Source organism: Pseudomonas sp. JQ36, from assembly GCF_053851495.1.
On record NZ_CM132642.1, the window covers coordinates 4,714,233 to 4,732,101 of the forward strand.

13 protein-coding genes are annotated in these 17,869 nt (G+C 60.8%); 7 read left to right on the plus strand and 6 right to left on the minus strand.

Annotated elements, in window-relative coordinates; translation table 11 throughout:
- Positions 1–26: 26 nt before the first annotated feature.
- The 5 genes from ACS4NR_RS21335 to ACS4NR_RS21355 form a co-directional block, all read right to left on the minus strand.
- Positions 27–563: a DUF3299 domain-containing protein gene (locus ACS4NR_RS21335; RefSeq protein ID WP_456018262.1), complete on the minus strand. Its 537-nt coding sequence runs from the start codon at positions 561–563 to the stop codon at positions 27–29.
- A 93-nt stretch (positions 564–656) separates the two neighbouring features.
- Positions 657–902 (minus strand): GlsB/YeaQ/YmgE family stress response membrane protein, encoded by a 246-nt coding sequence (locus ACS4NR_RS21340; protein ID WP_003229635.1) that lies wholly within the window; start codon positions 900–902, stop codon positions 657–659.
- Between the two features lie 117 nt (positions 903–1,019).
- Positions 1,020–2,102 (minus strand): 5-(carboxyamino)imidazole ribonucleotide synthase, encoded by a 1,083-nt coding sequence (locus ACS4NR_RS21345; protein WP_047596872.1) that lies wholly within the window; start codon positions 2,100–2,102, stop codon positions 1,020–1,022.
- 10 nt (positions 2,103–2,112) lie between these two features.
- The gene (purE, locus tag ACS4NR_RS21350) at positions 2,113–2,604 is read right to left on the minus strand and encodes a 5-(carboxyamino)imidazole ribonucleotide mutase (protein WP_003229641.1); all 492 of its coding nucleotides are present in this window, start codon (positions 2,602–2,604) and stop codon (positions 2,113–2,115) included.
- A 332-nt stretch (positions 2,605–2,936) separates the two neighbouring features.
- A complete protein-coding gene (locus ACS4NR_RS21355; protein WP_204893996.1) occupies positions 2,937–3,845 on the minus strand; it encodes a LysR substrate-binding domain-containing protein in 909 nt (302 codons plus the stop codon).
- Positions 3,846–4,025: 180 nt separating this feature from the next.
- On the opposite strand from ACS4NR_RS21355, the gene aspA reads away from it, so the two are divergent.
- The 4 genes from aspA to ACS4NR_RS21375 all read left to right on the plus strand — a co-directional run bounded on the left by aspA (position 4,026) and on the right by ACS4NR_RS21375 (position 9,797).
- Positions 4,026–5,450, plus strand: coding sequence for an aspartate ammonia-lyase (gene aspA, locus ACS4NR_RS21360; RefSeq protein WP_003229645.1), 1,425 nt, complete (start codon positions 4,026–4,028; stop codon positions 5,448–5,450).
- Positions 5,451–5,982: 532 nt separating this feature from the next.
- Positions 5,983–7,428 (plus strand): alanine/glycine:cation symporter family protein, encoded by a 1,446-nt coding sequence (locus ACS4NR_RS21365; protein WP_095137743.1) that lies wholly within the window; start codon positions 5,983–5,985, stop codon positions 7,426–7,428.
- A 168-nt stretch (positions 7,429–7,596) separates the two neighbouring features.
- A complete protein-coding gene (locus ACS4NR_RS21370) occupies positions 7,597–8,601 on the plus strand; it encodes an asparaginase (RefSeq protein WP_456018263.1) in 1,005 nt (334 codons plus the stop codon).
- 203 nt (positions 8,602–8,804) lie between these two features.
- The gene (locus tag ACS4NR_RS21375; protein WP_443535343.1) at positions 8,805–9,797 is read left to right on the plus strand and encodes an AraC family transcriptional regulator; all 993 of its coding nucleotides are present in this window, start codon (positions 8,805–8,807) and stop codon (positions 9,795–9,797) included.
- Between the two features lie 166 nt (positions 9,798–9,963).
- On the opposite strand, the gene ACS4NR_RS21380 is transcribed toward ACS4NR_RS21375, so the two are convergent.
- The gene (locus ACS4NR_RS21380) at positions 9,964–10,395 is read right to left on the minus strand and encodes a hypothetical protein (protein ID WP_456018264.1); all 432 of its coding nucleotides are present in this window, start codon (positions 10,393–10,395) and stop codon (positions 9,964–9,966) included.
- A gap of 623 nt (positions 10,396–11,018) precedes the next feature.
- Here ACS4NR_RS21380 and ACS4NR_RS21385 point away from each other — a divergent pair.
- From ACS4NR_RS21385 to ACS4NR_RS21395, 3 genes are all read left to right on the plus strand, one after another.
- On the plus strand, positions 11,019–12,044 hold the full coding sequence (locus ACS4NR_RS21385; RefSeq protein ID WP_456018265.1) for a histone deacetylase family protein: 1,026 nt from the start codon (positions 11,019–11,021) through the stop codon (positions 12,042–12,044).
- Positions 12,041–13,141 (plus strand): polyamine ABC transporter substrate-binding protein, encoded by a 1,101-nt coding sequence (locus ACS4NR_RS21390; protein ID WP_456018266.1) that lies wholly within the window; start codon positions 12,041–12,043, stop codon positions 13,139–13,141. The genes ACS4NR_RS21385 and ACS4NR_RS21390 overlap by 4 nt, the downstream gene beginning before the upstream one ends.
- A 152-nt stretch (positions 13,142–13,293) precedes the next feature.
- Positions 13,294–17,868 (plus strand): hypothetical protein, encoded by a 4,575-nt coding sequence (locus ACS4NR_RS21395; protein WP_456018267.1) that lies wholly within the window; start codon positions 13,294–13,296, stop codon positions 17,866–17,868.
- Position 17,869: the final 1 nt, after the last annotated feature.

The window sequence follows — 17,869 nt, forward strand, 5'->3', positions numbered from 1 at the left end:
CCTCCCACATTTGTTATGTGCAGGTCTTAGAGATCCGATTCCTGCACCACCCGCACTTTGTCCGCCTGCAGCGCATACGCCGCGTCAGCCAGATCATTGCTGACCTTCTCGACCTTCAGCGTGCCGGTGACCCACAGCGGCGTGTAGATGTCATCCAGCTTCAAGCCTTTGGGATAACGCACCAGCACCAGTTGATTCGGTGGTGGCGGCGGCACGTGGATGCAGGCGCCCGGGTACGGCACGAGGAAGAACAGCGTGCTGCGGCCCTTGGCGTCGGATTCCAGCGGCACCGGGTAGCCACCGATGCGGATGTGCTTGTCGTTCATCGACGCCACGGTCTTGGTCGAATACATCACCGCCGGCAGGCCCTTGGCCTGTTTCATCCCGCCCTTCTCGGTGAAGGTGCCAGTAGCTTCCGGGGAGTTGTGGTCGATTTCGGGCATCGCCTCGAGGGCTTTCTGGTCCGACTTGGGCATCAGTTCCAGCCAGTCGGTTTCCGGCAGTTCGCCGGCGTGGGCCAGACCGCTGCCCAGCAAAAGAAGAGTCAACAGAAGACGGCGCATGAAGGAGCTCGGTATAGAAAGGAAGGAACAGTAAATCGCCGAGCATTCTAGCCCTCCCGGCCACTTTGGCAGAGAGGGCTTTGTCGCTTTGGATCAGTTCTTTTTGATCAGGCCGTAGATCACCAGCAGTACGATCGCGCCGACCAGTGCGCCGATGAAGCCTGCGCCCTGACCTGCCTGATAGATGCCCAGGGCCTGGCCGCCGTAGGTGGCTGCCAGCGAACCGCCGATACCGAGCAGGATGGTCATGATCCAGCCCATGCTGTCATCGCCCGGTTTCAGGAAGCGTGCCAGCAGGCCGACGATCAAGCCGATAAAGATGGTTCCGATAATTCCCATGGCATTTCCCTCTGACGCTGAATAGTAGATATGCCAAAGCCTAGCCAGACTTTGGCATCCTGCCATCAGAGAACGGCGAGCCCTGAATGGTTCCGCCGCTGCCACATGAAACTGTCGTTACTCGGCGATCAGCGCTTCGACCTTGACGATCTGCGCCTGCAGCGTGGCCATGTCGGCGCAGCGCAGGTTGGCGTGACCGACCTTGCGCCCGGCCTTGAAGGCTTTGCCGTAGTGATGCAGATGGCAGTCTTCGATGGCGATGACTTTCTCGACCGGCGGAACCACGCCGATGAAGTTGAGCATGGCGCTCTCGCCGACCTTGGCCGTCGAACCCAGCGGCAGGCCGGCAACGGCGCGCAGGTGGTTTTCGAACTGACTGCACTCGGCGCCTTCGGTGGTCCAGTGCCCGGAGTTGTGCACACGCGGGGCGATTTCGTTGGCCTTGAGGCCACCGTCGACTTCAAAGAACTCGAACGCCATCACACCGACATAATCCAGTTGCTTGAGCACACGGCTGGAGTAATCTTCAGCCAACGCCTGCAGCGGGTGATCGGTGCTGGCCACCGACAGCTTGAGGATGCCGCTGTCGTGGGTGTTGTGCACCAACGGGTAGAACTTCGTTTCGCCATCACGGGCACGCACGGCAATCAGCGAAACTTCGCCAGTGAACGGCACGAAACCTTCCAGCAGGCAGGCAACGCTGCCCAGCTCGGCGAACGTACCGACCACGTCTTCCGGCTTGCGCAGGACTTTCTGGCCCTTGCCGTCGTAACCCAGGGTGCGGGTTTTCAACACGGCCGGCAGACCGATGGACGCCACGGCGGCATCCAGGTCGGCTTGCGATTGAATGTCGGCGAAGGCCGGGGTCGGGATGCCCAGGTCCTTGAACATGCTCTTCTCGAACCAGCGGTCGCGAGCGATGCGCAGGGCTTCAGCGCTCGGATAGACCGGAACGAATTGCGAGAGGAACGCCACGGTTTCCGCCGGAACGCTTTCGAACTCGAAGGTCACCAGATCGACCTCATCGGCCAGTTGGCGCAGGTGATCCTGATCGCCGTAATCGGCCCGCAGGTGTTCGCCCAGTGCCGCGGCGCAAGCGTCCGGCGCCGGGTCGAGGAAAGCGAAGTTCATGCCCAGCGGAGTGCCCGCCAGCGCCAACATGCGGCCCAACTGGCCGCCACCGATTACACCGATCTTCATCTCAACAACCTCAGGCAATACGTGGGTCTGGATTGTCCAGAACGCTGTCTGTCTGCTCGGCACGGAAGGTTTTCAGTACCGCGTGGAACTGTGGATGCTTGGCACCAAGGATGCTCGCCGAGAGCAGCGCGGCGTTGATCGCGCCGGCCTTGCCGATGGCCAGGGTGGCAACCGGAATGCCCGCCGGCATCTGCACGATCGACAGCAGCGAATCGACGCCCGAGAGCATCGACGACTGCACCGGAACGCCCAGTACCGGCAGGTGGGTCTTGGCCGCACACATGCCTGGCAGGTGGGCTGCGCCACCGGCACCGGCGATGATCACCTCGATGCCACGGCCCTCAGCCTCTTCGGCGTACTGGAACAGCAGATCCGGGGTGCGGTGGGCAGAAACCACCTTGACCTCGTACGGGATGCCGAGCTTTTCCAGCATATCGGCGGTGTGGCTAAGGGTGGACCAATCGGACTTGGAGCCCATGATCACGCCAACCAGTGCACTCATCGTCGCGCCTCTTCTCTCTGGGCGCCCGCAGGCGCGTCAAAAACAACAAGCCACGCAGGATTGCGTGGCTTGATTGTACGAAAAATGGCCGGACGTACCGGCCGAAGGCCGCGCAGTATACCGCAAAGAAAGCAATAAACAGCCCCCGAAACGACCATCCGTCAAATCAGCGAAAGGCCCGGTTTTATTGACTTGAAGGTCAGCCGACAAACACCACAAATCCCCCCTGTGGGAGTGAGCCTGCTCGCGATGGCGGTGTATCAGTCACATCATCAGTGAATGTACAGACGCTATCGCGAGCAGGCTCACTCCTACAAGGGCTCCGCGCAAGTTCAGGAAGTCTGCGCGGCGCCGCCTTCAAGCTTGCGCCACAACAGCCGCACGTTGGCTTTACGCACCAATGCGCAGCGATACAGACGAATCTCCAGCGGCACGTGCCATTGCGGGCCACCGCAGACGACGAGCTCGCCACGAGCCAGCTCGGCACGTACGCTCAGTTGCGGTACCCAGGCAATCCCCAGGCCTTCCAGCGCCATGCTCTTCAAGCTGTCAGCCATCGCGGTTTCGTAAATAGTGGTAAAGCGCAGCTGACGCTGGCGCAATAATCCATTCACCGAACGCCCGAGAAACGCCCCGGCGCTGTACGCCAGCAGCGGTACGCTGGCGTCGCCCTCCAGATCGAACAGCGGCTTGCCCTCGGCATCCGCCGCGCACACCGGCAGCATTTCGGTCTGGCCCAGGTGCAGCGACGGGAAGATTTCCGGGTCCATCTGCATCGCCGCGTCCGGGTCGTAGAACGCCAGCATCAGGTCGCAGCCGCCTTCGCGCAACGCATGCACCGCGTCGCCGACGTTGGTTGCCACCAATCGCGTGGCGATGTTCAGCCCTTCGTTGCGCAGTTGCGCAATCCAGCGCGGAAAGAAGCCCAGCGCCAAAGAGTGGGCGGCGGCGACTTGCATCACTTCGCCCTGCCCGCCTTCCAGGTGATGCAGGTGGCGCAGCACTTCGCCGAGCTGTTCGACCACGGTGCGCGCGGTCACCAGAAACAGCTGTCCCGCTGCCGTCAGCTCGATCGGCGTGCGCGAGCGGTTGACCAGCGTCAGCCCAAGCGCCGCTTCCAGGCTGCGAATCCGCCGACTGAACGCCGGCTGGGTCACGAAGCGCCGTTCGGCCGCCTGCGAGAAGCTGCGGGTGGCGGCCAGAGCACTGAAGTCCTCAAGCCATTTGCTTTCCAGATTCATCACGCCCTCCCGGGAACGCACCAAAACAGGTCACACGTCTGCCGCGCACGCGGCGTCACACGGGCATTATGCCGAATGTGCATAGGCCAGTGTTTAACAGCATTGGCCCAAAAAATCCCACAAGCCTAGCATTCGCAGCGTTCCGGCACAGACCGGGTCCATATCGAGATGATTTCTATCATGTCCTCCGCTGCATCTTTCCGCACAGAAAACGACCTGCTTGGCGCCCTCGAAGTACCGGCTCAAGCGTATTACGGCATCCAGACCCTGCGAGCGGTGAACAACTTCCGTCTCTCCGGCGTTCCGATTTCGCATTACCCGAAACTGGTTGTCGGTCTGGCGATGGTCAAACAGGCCGCCGCTGACGCCAACCGTGAGTTGGGTCATCTGAGCGAAGCCAAGCACGCTGCCATCAGCGAAGCCTGTGCCCGATTGATCCGCGGTGATTTCCACGAAGAGTTCGTGGTCGACATGATTCAAGGTGGCGCCGGTACTTCCACCAACATGAACGCCAACGAAGTGATCGCCAACATTGCGCTCGAAGCAATGGGTCACCAGAAAGGCGAGTACCAGTACCTGCACCCGAACGACGACGTCAATATGGCGCAGTCGACCAACGACGCCTACCCGACCGCGATCCGCTTGGGTCTGCTGCTGGGTCACGACGCGCTGCTGGCCAGCCTCGACAGCCTGATTCAGGCATTCGCGGCCAAAGGTGAAGAATTCAACCACGTGCTGAAGATGGGTCGTACCCAGCTGCAAGACGCCGTGCCGATGACCCTGGGTCAAGAATTCCGTGCTTTCGCCACCACCATGGGCGAAGACCTGGCCCGTCTGAAGACGCTGGCCCCGGAACTGCTGACTGAAGTGAACCTGGGCGGCACCGCGATCGGTACCGGCATCAACGCCGACCCGCGCTATCAAGCGCTGGCCGTACAACGCCTGGCACTGATCAGCGGTCAGCCGCTGGTGCCCGCCGCCGACCTGATCGAAGCCACCTCCGACATGGGCGCCTTCGTGCTGTTCTCCGGCATGCTCAAGCGCACCGCGGTCAAGCTGTCGAAGATCTGCAACGACCTGCGCCTGCTGTCCAGCGGCCCACGCACCGGCATCAACGAGATCAACCTGCCGGCGCGTCAGCCAGGCAGCTCGATCATGCCCGGCAAGGTCAACCCGGTAATCCCGGAAGCCGTCAACCAGGTGGCCTTCCAGGTCATCGGTAACGATCTGGCGCTGACCATGGCAGCCGAAGGCGGCCAACTGCAGCTGAACGTGATGGAGCCGCTGATCGCGTTCAAGATCCTCGACTCGATCCGTCTGTTGCAACGCGCCATGGACATGCTGCGCGAGCACTGCATCGTCGGCATTACCGCCAACGAAGCCCGCTGCCGCGAACTGGTCGAGCACTCGATCGGTCTGGTCACCGCGCTGAACCCGTACATCGGCTACAAAAACGCCACCCGCATCGCCCGTATTGCTCTTGAAAGCGGCCGCGGCGTGCTGGAACTGGTGCGCGAAGAAGGTCTGCTCGACGAAGCCATGCTCGCCGACATCCTGCGCCCGGAAAACATGATTGCCCCGCGTCTGGTTCCGCTCAAAGCCTGAGCCGACGCGTTATTTGTAGCACCGCTCACCAGGTCGAGGGACTAGACACCTCTCACCTTTTGAGGGCTTGGGGATCAGTCCCCAAGCCCTTTTTTTTAACTTTCTGATCCTGAGACCCGTATGTCTGGGGACTGCTTCATGTGGGAGCGGGCTTGCTCGCGAAGGCGTCGTGTCAGTCGACCAGAATGAACCTGACACACCGCATTCGCGAGCAAGCCCGCTCCCACAAAAGAGCAGTTCCCGCACAAGCCCGGCGCCAGTAACGCCGGGTGTTTCAACGCTTCGTTTCGTCGCTTGCACCACGAGCGTGCAGACGGGCGCCGCACTGATCGGTATAGTGCCGCCCCTCTTCGCGTGAGCGGTCGTCGGTAACGAGGCCATAACCCATGCGAAACCCGAACTAATAACAAACCCGCGAAATGGACCGGGACGAAACCTTCGCCTCACCTGTCGTGCCGCGCGCAAACCGGTGTAACGCGATGTTTCTGAACATCCAGCATTTGCTTAAACAAAAAACAGCGAGGAAAAATCCATGCTCGAAGTCATCAACGACTTCCTCTCAGGGAAAGTACTGATCGTGCTCATTGTCGGGCTCGGTAGCTACTTCACGATTCGCTCGCGTTTCGTTCAATTGCGGCACTTCTTCCACATGTTCGCGGTATTCCGCGACAGCCTGAAAAGCAGCGGCGGCCAACTCAGCTCGTTCCAGGCCCTGATGCTCAGCCTTGCCGGCCGCGTTGGTGCAGGCAACATCGCCGGTGTCGGCATCGCCGTGACCCTGGGTGGTCCGGGTGCGGTGTTCTGGATGTGGGTGACCGCACTGGTCGGCATGTCCAGCAGCTTCTTCGAATGCACCCTGGCTCAGGTCTACAAGCGCGCCGATGGCGACGGCCTGTACCGTGGCGGCCCGGCCTACTACATCCAGCACGGCCTGAAGTTGAAAGGCATGGCAGTGGTGTTCTCGGTCCTGCTGCTGGTCACCTACGGCTTCGCCTTCATCGGCCTGCAGTCCTACACCGTGACCCACTCGCTGCAGAACGCCTTCGCCTTCGACCCAAGCCACACCGGGATCGTCCTGGCGGTGCTGCTGGCCATCACCTTCATCGGCGGCATCAAGCGCATCGCTGCAGTGTCCGATCTGCTGGTACCGGTCAAGACCCTGGCCTACATCGGCGTGACCCTGTACGTGATCGGCACCCAGATCGAACACGTGCCAGCCATGCTGGAAACCATCTTCAAGAGCGCCTTCGGTCTCGACCCGGCCTTCGGCGGCCTGCTCGGCAGCGCCATCGTCATGGGCGTGAAGCGTGGCGTGTTCGCCAACGAAGCGGGCCTGGGCAGTGCGCCGAACGTCGCCGCCGTGGCCTCGGTGAAACACCCGGGCGCTCAGGGCGTGGTTCAGGCCTTCAGCGTGTTCCTCGACACCTTCGTGATCTGCACCTGCACCGCGCTGCTGATCCTGTTGTCGGGCTTCTACACCCCGGGCTTCGAAGGTGACGGCATCGTCCTGACCCAGAACTCGCTGGCCGCCGTGGTCGGTGACTGGGGTCGCATCTTCGTCAGCGTTGCGCTGTCGCTGTTCGTCTTCACCTGCATCCTCTACAACTACTACCTGGGCGAAAACAGCCTGCAGTTCCTCAGCCGCAACCGCGCGTTGCTGATGGTGTTCCGCGGTCTGGTCCTGGCGCTGGTGGTATGGGGTTCGATGCAGGATCTGTCGACCGTGTTCGCCTTCGCCGACATCACCATGACCTGCCTGGCCTTCGTCAACCTGATGGCCCTGGCCATGCTGTTCAAGGTCGGCATGCGCGTGATGCGCGACTACGACGAGCAGCGCCGCGCCGGCATCAAGCAGCCGGTGTTCGACTCCAGCAAATTTGCCGATCTGGATCTGGACCTGAAGGCCTGGCCGACCGAGGCGCCAGCCGCCGACAAGACCGCAGTCGAGCCGCAAGGCGTTCCTGCAGCGCAACGCTGACAGGTGAATGACGGGCGCATCCCCTGCGCCCGTCAGTTATTGTGATGCAATACCTGTGGGAGCGAGCTTGCTCGCGAAAGCGGCGGATCAGTCGAGATTCCTGTATCTGACCCACCGCATTCGCGAGCAAGCCCGCTCCCACAGGAACTCACCGTTTCGGAGAATCCTATGAACCCTTCGACTTATCCCGCCGCCCAACACGTCATGGTGCTCTACACCGGTGGCACCATCGGCATGCAGGCCAGCGCCAATGGCCTTGCCCCGGCCTCCGGTTTCGAAGCGCGGATGCGCGAGTACCTGCACAGCCAGCCCGAACTGGTGGTGCCGCAGTGGCGCTTCCGGGAAATGTCGCCGCTGATCGACAGCGCCAACATGACCCCGGCCTACTGGCAGCAACTGCGTGAAGCGGTAGTCGATGCCGTGGACGTGCAAGGCTGCGACAGCGTGCTGATCCTGCACGGCACCGACACCCTCGCCTACAGCGCCGCGGCGATGAGCTTTCAGTTGCTCGGCCTGCATGCCCGTGTGTGTTTCACCGGCTCGATGCTGCCGGCCGGCGTCGCCGACAGCGATGCCTGGGAAAACCTCGGCGGCGCACTGGTTGCCTTGGGTCAGGGTCTGGCGCCGGGCGTGCACCTGTACTTCCACGGCGAGCTGCTGGCGCCGACGCGCTGCGCGAAAGTGCGCAGCTTCGGCCGGCATCCGTTCAAGCGCCTCGAACGTCAGGGCGGCGGAGTGAAAGCACCGTCGATTCCAGCCGCGTTGAACTACAGCCAGCCAAAACAACTGGTCAACGTCGCGGTACTGCCACTGTTCCCCGGCATCGGTGCCGGGATTGTCGACGGTCTGCTGGCCAGCGGCATTCAGGGGCTGGTGCTGGAATGCTACGGCAGCGGCACCGGGCCGAGCGACGATAGCGAATTTCTCGCCAGCCTTGGCCGCGCGCGGGACAACGGTGTGGTGGTGGTTGCGGTCACGCAGTGCCATGAAGGCGGGGTCGAGCTGGACGTTTACGAGGCCGGCAGCCGGCTGCGTGGTGTTGGCGTGTTGTCCGGCGGCGGCATGACCCGCGAAGCAGCGTTCGGCAAGCTGCACGGCTTGCTCGGTGCGGGACTGGACAACGCCGAAGTACGACGCCTGATCGAACTCGACCTGTGTGGCGAGCTGATCTGATACCACCCGAACCCTTGCAGGAGTGAGCCCCTGTGGCGAGGGAGCTTGCTCCCGCTCGACTGCGCAGCAGTCGCAGTGTTTTGGGGCCGCTATGCGCCCCAGCGGGAGCAAGCTCCCTCGCCACAACTGCGTTCACACCGTTTGATCTTCACCCGGCATATAACTTGCTGCCGTTTCCAGCACCCCCAAGGCTGGAAGATCTTATGCTCCACTCCCACCTCACGACGCTCAATGCCGTCTCACTGGTGCTCAACACCTTCAAGACCGAAGGCCTGTCGAGCGAAGCGCTGCTGGCCGGCAGCGGCATCAGTGCAGCGGATCTGGCCCGTGCCGACACACGCATCACCACCAATCAGGAAATGCAGGTCTGCGCCAATGCGGTCGCGCTCAAGCATGACATCGGCCTGGAACTGGGCCGGCGGATGCACGTTTCCTGCTACGGCATCCTCGGTTACGCCCTGCTCACCAGTGCCACCTTAGGTGACGCTTTGCGCCTGGCGATACGCTATCCAGCGCTGCTGGGAACACTTTTCGAACTGAGTCTGGAAGACGACGGCGAACGGGTCTGGTTTGTCGCTGCCGATTACCGCGAGAGCCCGGAGATGGCGGTGTTCAACGCGGAATTCTGCCTGGTGTCATTGAAGGTCATCTGCGACGACCTGCTCGGACATCCGCTGCCATTGCTGGCGACACGCTTTGAACATGCCGCGCCGGATTATCGCGACAGCTACGCCGAACACTTCGCCAGCCCGCTGCACTTCGCCGCCAAGGACAACGCTTTCGCCTTCGACCGGCGCTGGCTCGATCAGCCGCTGCCATTGGCCGACAGCATCACCCACCAGGCCATGGCCGAACGCTGCCGCAAACAGAACATCGAGTTCACCGGACGCCAGGCGTGGCTGGGGCGAATTCGCCAGTTGCTCAGTGCCCAGCTCAATGCAGCACCGGGGCTGGAGGGACTGGCCCAGCAGATGAAGTGCTCGCCGCGCACCTTGCGTCGCCATCTCAAGGACATGGGCAGCAGCTATCAGGAACTGCTCGACGAACTGCGCTTCGAGCGCGCCAAGCAGATGCTGTGTGAGGATCAGTTGCCGATCTACCGCATCGCCGAGACCCTGGGCTTCAGCGAGACCGCGAGTTTCCGCCATGCGTTCGTGCGCTGGAGCGGGGTGGCGCCGAGCCAGTTCAGACCCTGAAGATCAAAAGATCGCAGCCTTGGGCAGCTCCCAGCCTGAAGTCGGCTGACGTGCGCCGACTGATCGAACTCGACCTGTGTGGCGAATTGAACTGATAAAAACTGGAAAATGCGATTCGGAGCATAAATAAACCTTCCTGCAGAACTGACGCAGGAAGGTTTAACAATCAAGCTAAGGTGACCTCGAATTTCCCGCCCTCCAGTTTGGAGTCACCAGGCTGGCCGCTTTCCACATTGCCCACCAACCCGCTGATTTTCTTGCTGTTCTCTTGCCAGTACACATGAATCCAGCCTTTTTCCGCCAACCACTCTTGCTTGGCATTTTGAAACAGGAAATAAACGGGCTCCCCCCCCTCGGTAAACTCCACTTTTTCATTCAAATACTTTTTCTCAATAATTATTGCAATAAAGTGGCTAACACTAGGATCCCCTTCACTCATATCGAATTCAAGAACAATGTCCTTTTCGCGGACTTCAGCGCGACTGACCGGAAAGGTATAGTCTTTACCGTCAACTTTAATTTTGAATTGACCTTCGGTTGCCTTTTTGATGCCTCGAAAGAACTCCGGCGAATATTTTTCAAATTTCGAAGTACTCATACAAATCTCCTTTTGCAAATCATCAAAGCTAATAGGGATAGCCAGCCTCTTCCTCAAACAACCAGAGGTAAGCCTTTGGCAACCTAGACCCAACTTATCAGGCTGTCAAAAAACTAATATATAAATAAAAGCATGCGACAAACGGTATTAAATTCGAGAAAAACCTGTAATTTCTGACAGTAGACAGCGCCTGTTTCCAACTTTAAAATTGGCATGCACCATGCCTTGAGCCAATTAAAAACAATAATAAAACCAAAAGCAGACCAACTTAAAAAGTTCTTAAACACTGTTTAAACTTAAACATCAAGATCATCTCTAAATTATCAATCATGATTAACCGCGCATAATTTCCTGAGCTTTAAGTGTGGGAGCGGGCTTGCTCGCGAATACGGTATGTCAGATAAATTGATCGCGATTGACACTGCGCATTCGCGAGCAAGCCCGCTCCCACCGGAATGCATTGCATGCCTGAATCTAAGCAAGGCTGTACTGAAAAGAGGGGCGAATTGCGGTCAGAGTTTTTGGCCATATCGATCCCCTTTTGGCCTTTCCTGCCGTTCTCCGATTCGTCGCGCGCCGCAACACTGGGAGCAACCGAATCAGCCCCCTGCGGAGAACAACAAATGCTGACGATCTACTCGGACGATCACCACCTGCACCACGGCCGCTGCGAACTCATCGACGGCCAGCTCAAGCCGTGCTTCGAGATGCCTTCGCGTGCCGACCATGTGCTGCAACGGGTACAGCACCAGAACCTCGGCCCGGTAGAAGCGCCAAAGGATTTTGGCCTCGAACCGATCGCGCGCATCCACAGCCGCGACTACCTCGACTTCTTCAAGGGTGCGTGGCAGCGCTGGACTGAATTCAACACCGACGGCGACCTGCTGCCCTACACCTGGCCCGCCCGCACTCTGCGGCAAATCAAACCGACCAGCCTGCACGGCCAGCTCGGTTACTACAGCTTCGACGGCGGCGCGCCGATCACCGCCGGCACCTGGCAAGCAGCCTACAGCGCAGCGCAAGTGGCGCTGACTGCGCAGGCGGAAATCCAGCGCGGCGCGCACAGCGCCTTCGCCCTGTGCCGGCCACCGGGACACCACGCCGCCGGCGACTTGATGGGCGGTTATTGCTACCTCAACAACGCCGCCATCGCCGCTCAGGCATTCCTCGATGCCGGCCACAGGAAAGTCGCGATCCTCGACGTCGACTATCACCACGGCAACGGCACCCAGTCGATTTTCTACGAGCGCAGCGACGTGCTGTTCACTTCGATCCACGGCCACCCGGAAGCCGAGTTTCCATTCTTCCTCGGCTACGAGGATGAACGCGGTGAAGGCGCGGGTGAAGGCTTCAATTTCAACTATCCGCTGCCGGCCGGTTCCGGCTGGGATGTGTGGAGCGCGGCGCTGGAACAGGCCTGCAACGAGATCGACAGCTACGGCGCCGACGTCATCGTCGTGTCGCTGGGCGTCGACACCTTCAAGGACGATCCGATCTCGCAGTTCAAGCTCGACAGTCCGGATTACCTGGCCATGGGCAAACGCATCGCCGCCCTCGGCAAACCGACGCTGTTCGTCATGGAAGGTGGCTACGCGGTGGAGGAAATCGGCATCAACGCAGTAAACGTGCTCGAAGGGTTCGAACAATGAACCGACTCAAGCACTGCATTGCGCCAGCCGTGTGCGCCGCGCTGCTCAGCGTCGGCGCCCACGCCAAAGAACGCACCCTGCGCGTCTACAACTGGTTCGACTACATCACGCCCAAGGCGCTGGAAGACTTCAAGGCACAGAACACCCAGACCAGACTGGTCTACGACATCTTCGACACCAACGAAGCGCTGGAAGCCAAGCTGCTGACCGGCAACTCCGGCTATGACGTGGTGGTGCCGTCAAACGTGTTCCTCGCCAAGCAAATCGAGGCCGGGGTGTTCCAGCCGCTGGATCGCAGCAAGCTGCCGAACTGGAATCACCTCGATCCGAAACTGATGGAGCTGATCGAGGCCAACGACCCGGGCAACAAATTTGCCGTGCCGTACATGTACGGCACGATCCTGATCGGCTTCAATCCGGCCAAGGTCAAAGCCGCGCTGGGGGATAACGCGCCGGTGGACAGCTGGGACCTGATCTTCAAGGAGGAGAACATCAGCAAGCTCAAGCAGTGCGGCGTCGCCCTGCTCGACTCGCCGTCGGAGATTCTGCCGCTGGCCCTGCAGCACCTGGGCCTGGACCCCAACAGCAAAAATCCGGCGGACTATGCCAAGGCCGAAGCGCTGCTGATGAAGATCCGGCCGTACGTGACCTACTTCCATTCGTCCAAGTACATGGCCGACATCGCCAACGGTGACATCTGCGTCGCGGTCGGTTATTCCGGCAGCTTCTCGCAAGCGGCCAATCGCGCCAAGGAAGCGAAGAACGGTGTGGTGGTCGACATGCGCCTGCCCAAGGAAGGCGCACCGATCTGGTTCGACATGCTCGCCATTCCCAAGGGCGCGAAGAACACCGAGGACGCCTACACCTTCATCAACTACCTGCTGCAACCGGCGGTGATCGCGCCGGTCAGCGACTTCGTCGGGTATCCGAACCCGAACAAGGACGCCACGCAACTGGTCGATCCGGCGATCCGCAACAACCCCAACCTGTACCCGACCGATGCGGCAATGGGCACGCTCTACACCCTGCAACCACTGCCGCGGGATGCCGAGCGGGCACGCACCCGGGCCTGGACCAAGATCAAGTCCGGAACCTGAGCCGACGCTGACGACAAGACCCGCCGCCGTGCGGGTCTTTTTTTGTCTGCGATATCTATCTACCACCCTCGGCGCTCAGCCCGTCACTACCTTGCAACGCATCGCCCACCGCCTCTTTCGCGGTGCCTGCTGTTCTGACCAAGGATGTGACCATGCCAGAAACCCTCAACTCTCCCGCCGACCACAAGCTGCCGGACGATCAAGACGCCCTGCTTACCCAACTGGTCGCCGGCCCCTCAATCAGGGAAGTCGCCACCCGCGCCCTGCAACCGGCACTGAAGACGCTATACCCCAAGTTACAGATCGACCCGCGCCTGGCAATGGTGGTGACACCTGGCTGGACCTTGCGTGACCAGCGTGTCGTCCCCGGGCCGCGACACTTCGAATCGCTGACCGATGCGCTGGTGCGTCATGGCGTCGCCAACAAGCCAGTGACCTACCTGGATGGCGAGCACTACCTCACTTTGCATCCTGCGCACGAGACGCCGGTACAACTGCCCGTCAACATCGAGGCCATCGCCAGGCTGCTCAATGAACTGGCGCCGCTGCTGTTTGTTGCCTTCGAGGAACAACAGGTCGATTACTGGAACCAGTTCACCCGCGCCTCCGCCCCGCGCTGGCAGGGACTGTCCAGGTCCCTGCGCGAACTGTGGAACGTCGGGACGAACCCGGCGTGGGACGACGACCAGCGCGCCATGGCTCAGAGTCTTTTCGACCATCCGCAAAAAACTAGCCGCAGTACCGATGATCGCTATCAGTCCCGCGCCTGCCTGATCGATCTGGACACCACGCGCGATGGCACTTCCACTCACCTGCACGTCCTCGACATGGCCGTACTGATCGGCACGCTCGGCAGCCGCACACTGATTCTCACCCACACCATCACTCGTGGTTTCCAGGCCTTCGATACCCTGCAGGAACTGGGTGCCTCACTGCAGACCCAGACAGAGGGACCGCCGCCTGCAACCTTGCAATGGCGGCTGATCGAACCTGACGGCAACTACTTCGATCATCTGGCGTGCAATCTGATCGCCCTGCAGGCCGACGCGATTGGCGCGCTGGCAAACGAACCGGCGACAACCAATCTGACGCCCCACGTCAGCCGCACGACCAACGAACTCGATCCCACGGACAAGCAGTCGTCTTCACGCTTCAACCTGGTCGAGCAAGCGTTGCCAGAGTGGATGGTCGACGCCTCGCCCAGCGACCTGACCGCCTACAGCCGTCATCTGATGGATCTGGCGCAGGTGCAAAGTCAGAACGCCGAGCAGTCCTTTGACGACGGCATCAAACCGATTCGCGAGTTCGCGCTGGAGCAACTGGAGGCGGCCCTGCTCAAGGAGCATCCCGAAGCCACTGAACTGAATCTGGCCGAGATTCGCATCGTGGTCGACAGTGTGGTGGTGTGGGGCAGTTTCACTCCGTTGCTGGAGCCCGAACGCAGCACCTTCAGCCTGGTCGATCTGGCGCTGCAGAATCTGATTGCCCTGCCGCTCGGCAACAAGACCGTGAGCAGTATCGGCAGCACTGCGGTGCCGGCATGGATGACGGCTGATTATCTGGAGAGATTGATCGTCAATGTCGACATCGGCCAGACCTATCCTGCGCTGATCAGGCAAAAACTGCGCGATGACCCGCTGGAAAGCCTGCGACGGCAGAACCTGTTCACCAGCCGGCTGCGTGTCGAATTGCCGTTACTGGCCTTGCAGCAGAAGATTCGCGCACAGGGCGGGGTCGACGAGGCGGGCTATCGCTATGTCGCGGCCGTGGTTCAATTGCTGGACGACAATCGCCGGGTGGACGGTCAGGAGATCGTCATTCGACCGCTGGCCTTCAATCCCGCGTGGCGCCCGGGGGCGACCACCGATGAAGTGGCCAACATGTTCGTGATCGGCCCCCGACAGATGGACAAGGGCCCCTGCCTGCTGTACCGGCCCCTGTCCGATCATGCCTTGCTCCAGTACCCGTCGCCGGCCAACCTGGTGTACGCCATCAAGCATTCACCGACATTGCGTCAGTCGGTCCTCGCCTGGTTGCCGGACAGTGCGCGCGCCAACTATGCCAATTACGTATTCAGCGATGATCGACCCTCGGTATGGTCGCTCTCACAACTGCTCGCCGATCCACTGACTTCCTTGCAGATGAGCGGCACGCTGACCTTGGGAACAGCAGTCATCGCTACCGATTACCTGGCTTTTCTGTTCAAGGCCAACGTCAGTGCAATGGTCGAACTGGCGAATCGGCAATCGGTGTCCAATAGCGAAAGTCGCTGGGAGAGCTTCAAGCATGCGAGCTGGATGATCCTCAGCGCCGCACTGCCGTTTTTCGGTCGAACCGTCGGTACCGCCGCCTGGATCTGGCAGGTGCTGGACGATCTGCAACAAACCTTCGATGCCGCTGCCACAGGCGACACCGGGCAGCAGAAAACCGCGATGACCGATCTGTTGCTGACCCTGGCCATGGTGCTCGCCCATCACGCCAGCACCCGTAATGCGACGCCTCGGGACATCACTGAAAAGACGCCGGTGACCGTCGAGACCGAGCCCAAGGAGCCGGTGCCACCAACGCCAGTGAACATCGTGCAACGCCCTGATGTAATCGGTGAATATCCGGCGCAACACCAGACTTCGCTGATGACCGACACCGCCCTGAGCCTGACCCAAACCCTGGATCGCTTTGCCGTTACGCGCCCCGATGCACTCACCCCGCTCGCCAGCGACGCCGGCCGTTATCGTCACCTCTATCGACATGCCAGCGGATACTACGCACCGGTGGGTGAGCGCTGGTTCGAAGTCGCGGTCGCCGACACCGGTGAGGTTTCGATCATCAATTCGCAGCGACAGCCCGGACGTGAGGGGCCGGGGTTGATCCGCAATCGACGGGGCGAGTGGTTCGTCGACACTCGCCTGCGTCTGCGCGGTGGTGGTCTGTCGAGTCGGCGCAAGGCCAAACGACGGGAAAACAATGAACGCATCGCAGAACTCAAGAAACAACTGACCGAGTTCGATAACACGCGCGAGCAGGCCCGCGCAGAGCTGACAGCCGCTCACACCGCCATGACTGCGGCCAGCGACGACACCCTGGTGGCGCAACAGACAATGTTTCTTGCAGCACTTGAACGCCGCACCGAGGAATACGCGGCGCCCATCGACCAGCTGAAATCGTTGAACCTGCTCGAGACCGTGCCCCATTTCCGCACCGCCATGACCGAGATGCTCGGTACCCAGTTGTTCTTCAACCAGACATGGCTCGCTCAACGTGATCCTCTCTTCGCCAGAACCCTCAAGGAAACCCTGGTGCTGCTCGAGGCCGAAGAAACGGCCGCAGGCACCGGTGACCCCGTCACCTACCGCAGAATGTACGATTTGACCGAGGGCATGATCAGCAAGATCGAGTTTGCCCAGTCACGTTTCCAGGAGTTGAGCCGACTGGGCAAACGTGCCGCTGAAGTCGCCAATACCTATCGCGCAAAGCTGCCTGTGTTCAGTCTCAATGATCTCAAGGCACTGCAGGTGTCGCTGGCTCGCGACATCTGCCTGAAAGAGCAGGCTTCGCCAGCGCTGACTCAGGCGCAAGGCGATCTGGTACGCCTGCTCGACACAACCAACCTGGTGATTCAGACCTCACAGGAACTGCTGCTCGACCACACCAGCCTGGGGGCCAACGAGCGGATCGAAGGCCTCAACGGCATGCTCGAACAGTTTGCCGCCATCGATCAGTCGTTAGAGGATTTCGCCCTCAACCACAAGGATGTGCTGCTCGACGAGCCCTTCAGCCATACGCGTAAACGAATCAACGAGTTTCAGCGCCAGACCGAAGAGCACCTGGCGCAATTGCTCCTCGAACACCGGCCGGTGGAGCCTCGGCCCGGTCCTTCAAGGCCGGCGCCAGCCTCACGTAAACGGATTATCAAAACCCGCTTCAAGGGCACAGTGGTCGGCGAGTTGCGCTCCTCGGCGCCAGGGCAACCAGTCCTGCTGGACGTGAAAGCGCCCATGACCGGGAACGTCATCGCCACCTTTCACGAGAAAACGCCCGGAGTCTGGGTCGAACGCATTCAGCCCGGACGGCGCCGCCCGCCAGCTCCGGCGCAGGATCTCGCCACCCAGATCAGCCAGGGCCAGACGCTGCTCGATGGCGTGGAAAGCTTCATTCGGCAAACCGAAGCCCATGCCAAAAAACCTGGTCGGATTCCCGTCGAGATCGAAGAGCAGTTCCAGCGCAAGGCCGAACAGCTCGACGAAAGCGCGAAAAGCCTTGAACAGGCCCGGCTGCGGGCGAACAGCACCGAGGAGCCGCCAGCCCTGATCGCCCAATTGAACCAGGCGGGTGAACGCCTGTACGCCGAGGGCTACCGGATACGGGTCGAGATGACCAAGCAACAACCGCCAACCGCTGCCCGGGTCGAATGGTTATTGCACAAGGATGAGATCGACATTGTGTCTGGCGGTGCCCGGCGTCGCCTCAAAGGCCCGCGCAGGGATTATCTGCAGGAGTACGAAATTCGCGAGCGGCGCACCGGCAAGGCGTTGTGGTACGCGCACTTCCATTACAACAGCCTCGATGCGCCGGCCGACGCCTTCACCGCCGCCCATTTGAAACTGCAGGAGCAACGACGGATGGCCGGCGCCTTCGACCTGGACTCAGCCACCAGCAGCCCGCAAATCATCGCTATCTATCGCAGCGCGATCGGCCCGCAGCTGGCGCGTTCGCTGTTTTTCTCATAAG

Coding starts and splice junctions, on each gene's coding strand:
- ACS4NR_RS21335 (WP_456018262.1), bottom strand. CDS start 563: ATGCGCCGTCTTCTGTTGACTCTTCTTTTGCTGGGCAGCGGTCTGGCC.
- ACS4NR_RS21340 (WP_003229635.1), bottom strand. CDS start 902: ATGGGAATTATCGGAACCATCTTTATCGGCTTGATCGTCGGCCTGCTG.
- ACS4NR_RS21345 (WP_047596872.1), bottom strand. CDS start 2,102: ATGAAGATCGGTGTAATCGGTGGCGGCCAGTTGGGCCGCATGTTGGCG.
- purE (WP_003229641.1), bottom strand. CDS start 2,604: ATGAGTGCACTGGTTGGCGTGATCATGGGCTCCAAGTCCGATTGGTCC.
- ACS4NR_RS21355 (WP_204893996.1), bottom strand. CDS start 3,845: ATGAATCTGGAAAGCAAATGGCTTGAGGACTTCAGTGCTCTGGCCGCC.
- aspA (WP_003229645.1), top strand. CDS start 4,026: ATGTCCTCCGCTGCATCTTTCCGCACAGAAAACGACCTGCTTGGCGCC.
- ACS4NR_RS21365 (WP_095137743.1), top strand. CDS start 5,983: ATGCTCGAAGTCATCAACGACTTCCTCTCAGGGAAAGTACTGATCGTG.
- ACS4NR_RS21370 (WP_456018263.1), top strand. CDS start 7,597: ATGAACCCTTCGACTTATCCCGCCGCCCAACACGTCATGGTGCTCTAC.
- ACS4NR_RS21375 (WP_443535343.1), top strand. CDS start 8,805: ATGCTCCACTCCCACCTCACGACGCTCAATGCCGTCTCACTGGTGCTC.
- ACS4NR_RS21380 (WP_456018264.1), bottom strand. CDS start 10,395: ATGAGTACTTCGAAATTTGAAAAATATTCGCCGGAGTTCTTTCGAGGC.
- ACS4NR_RS21385 (WP_456018265.1), top strand. CDS start 11,019: ATGCTGACGATCTACTCGGACGATCACCACCTGCACCACGGCCGCTGC.
- ACS4NR_RS21390 (WP_456018266.1), top strand. CDS start 12,041: ATGAACCGACTCAAGCACTGCATTGCGCCAGCCGTGTGCGCCGCGCTG.
- ACS4NR_RS21395 (WP_456018267.1), top strand. CDS start 13,294: ATGCCAGAAACCCTCAACTCTCCCGCCGACCACAAGCTGCCGGACGAT.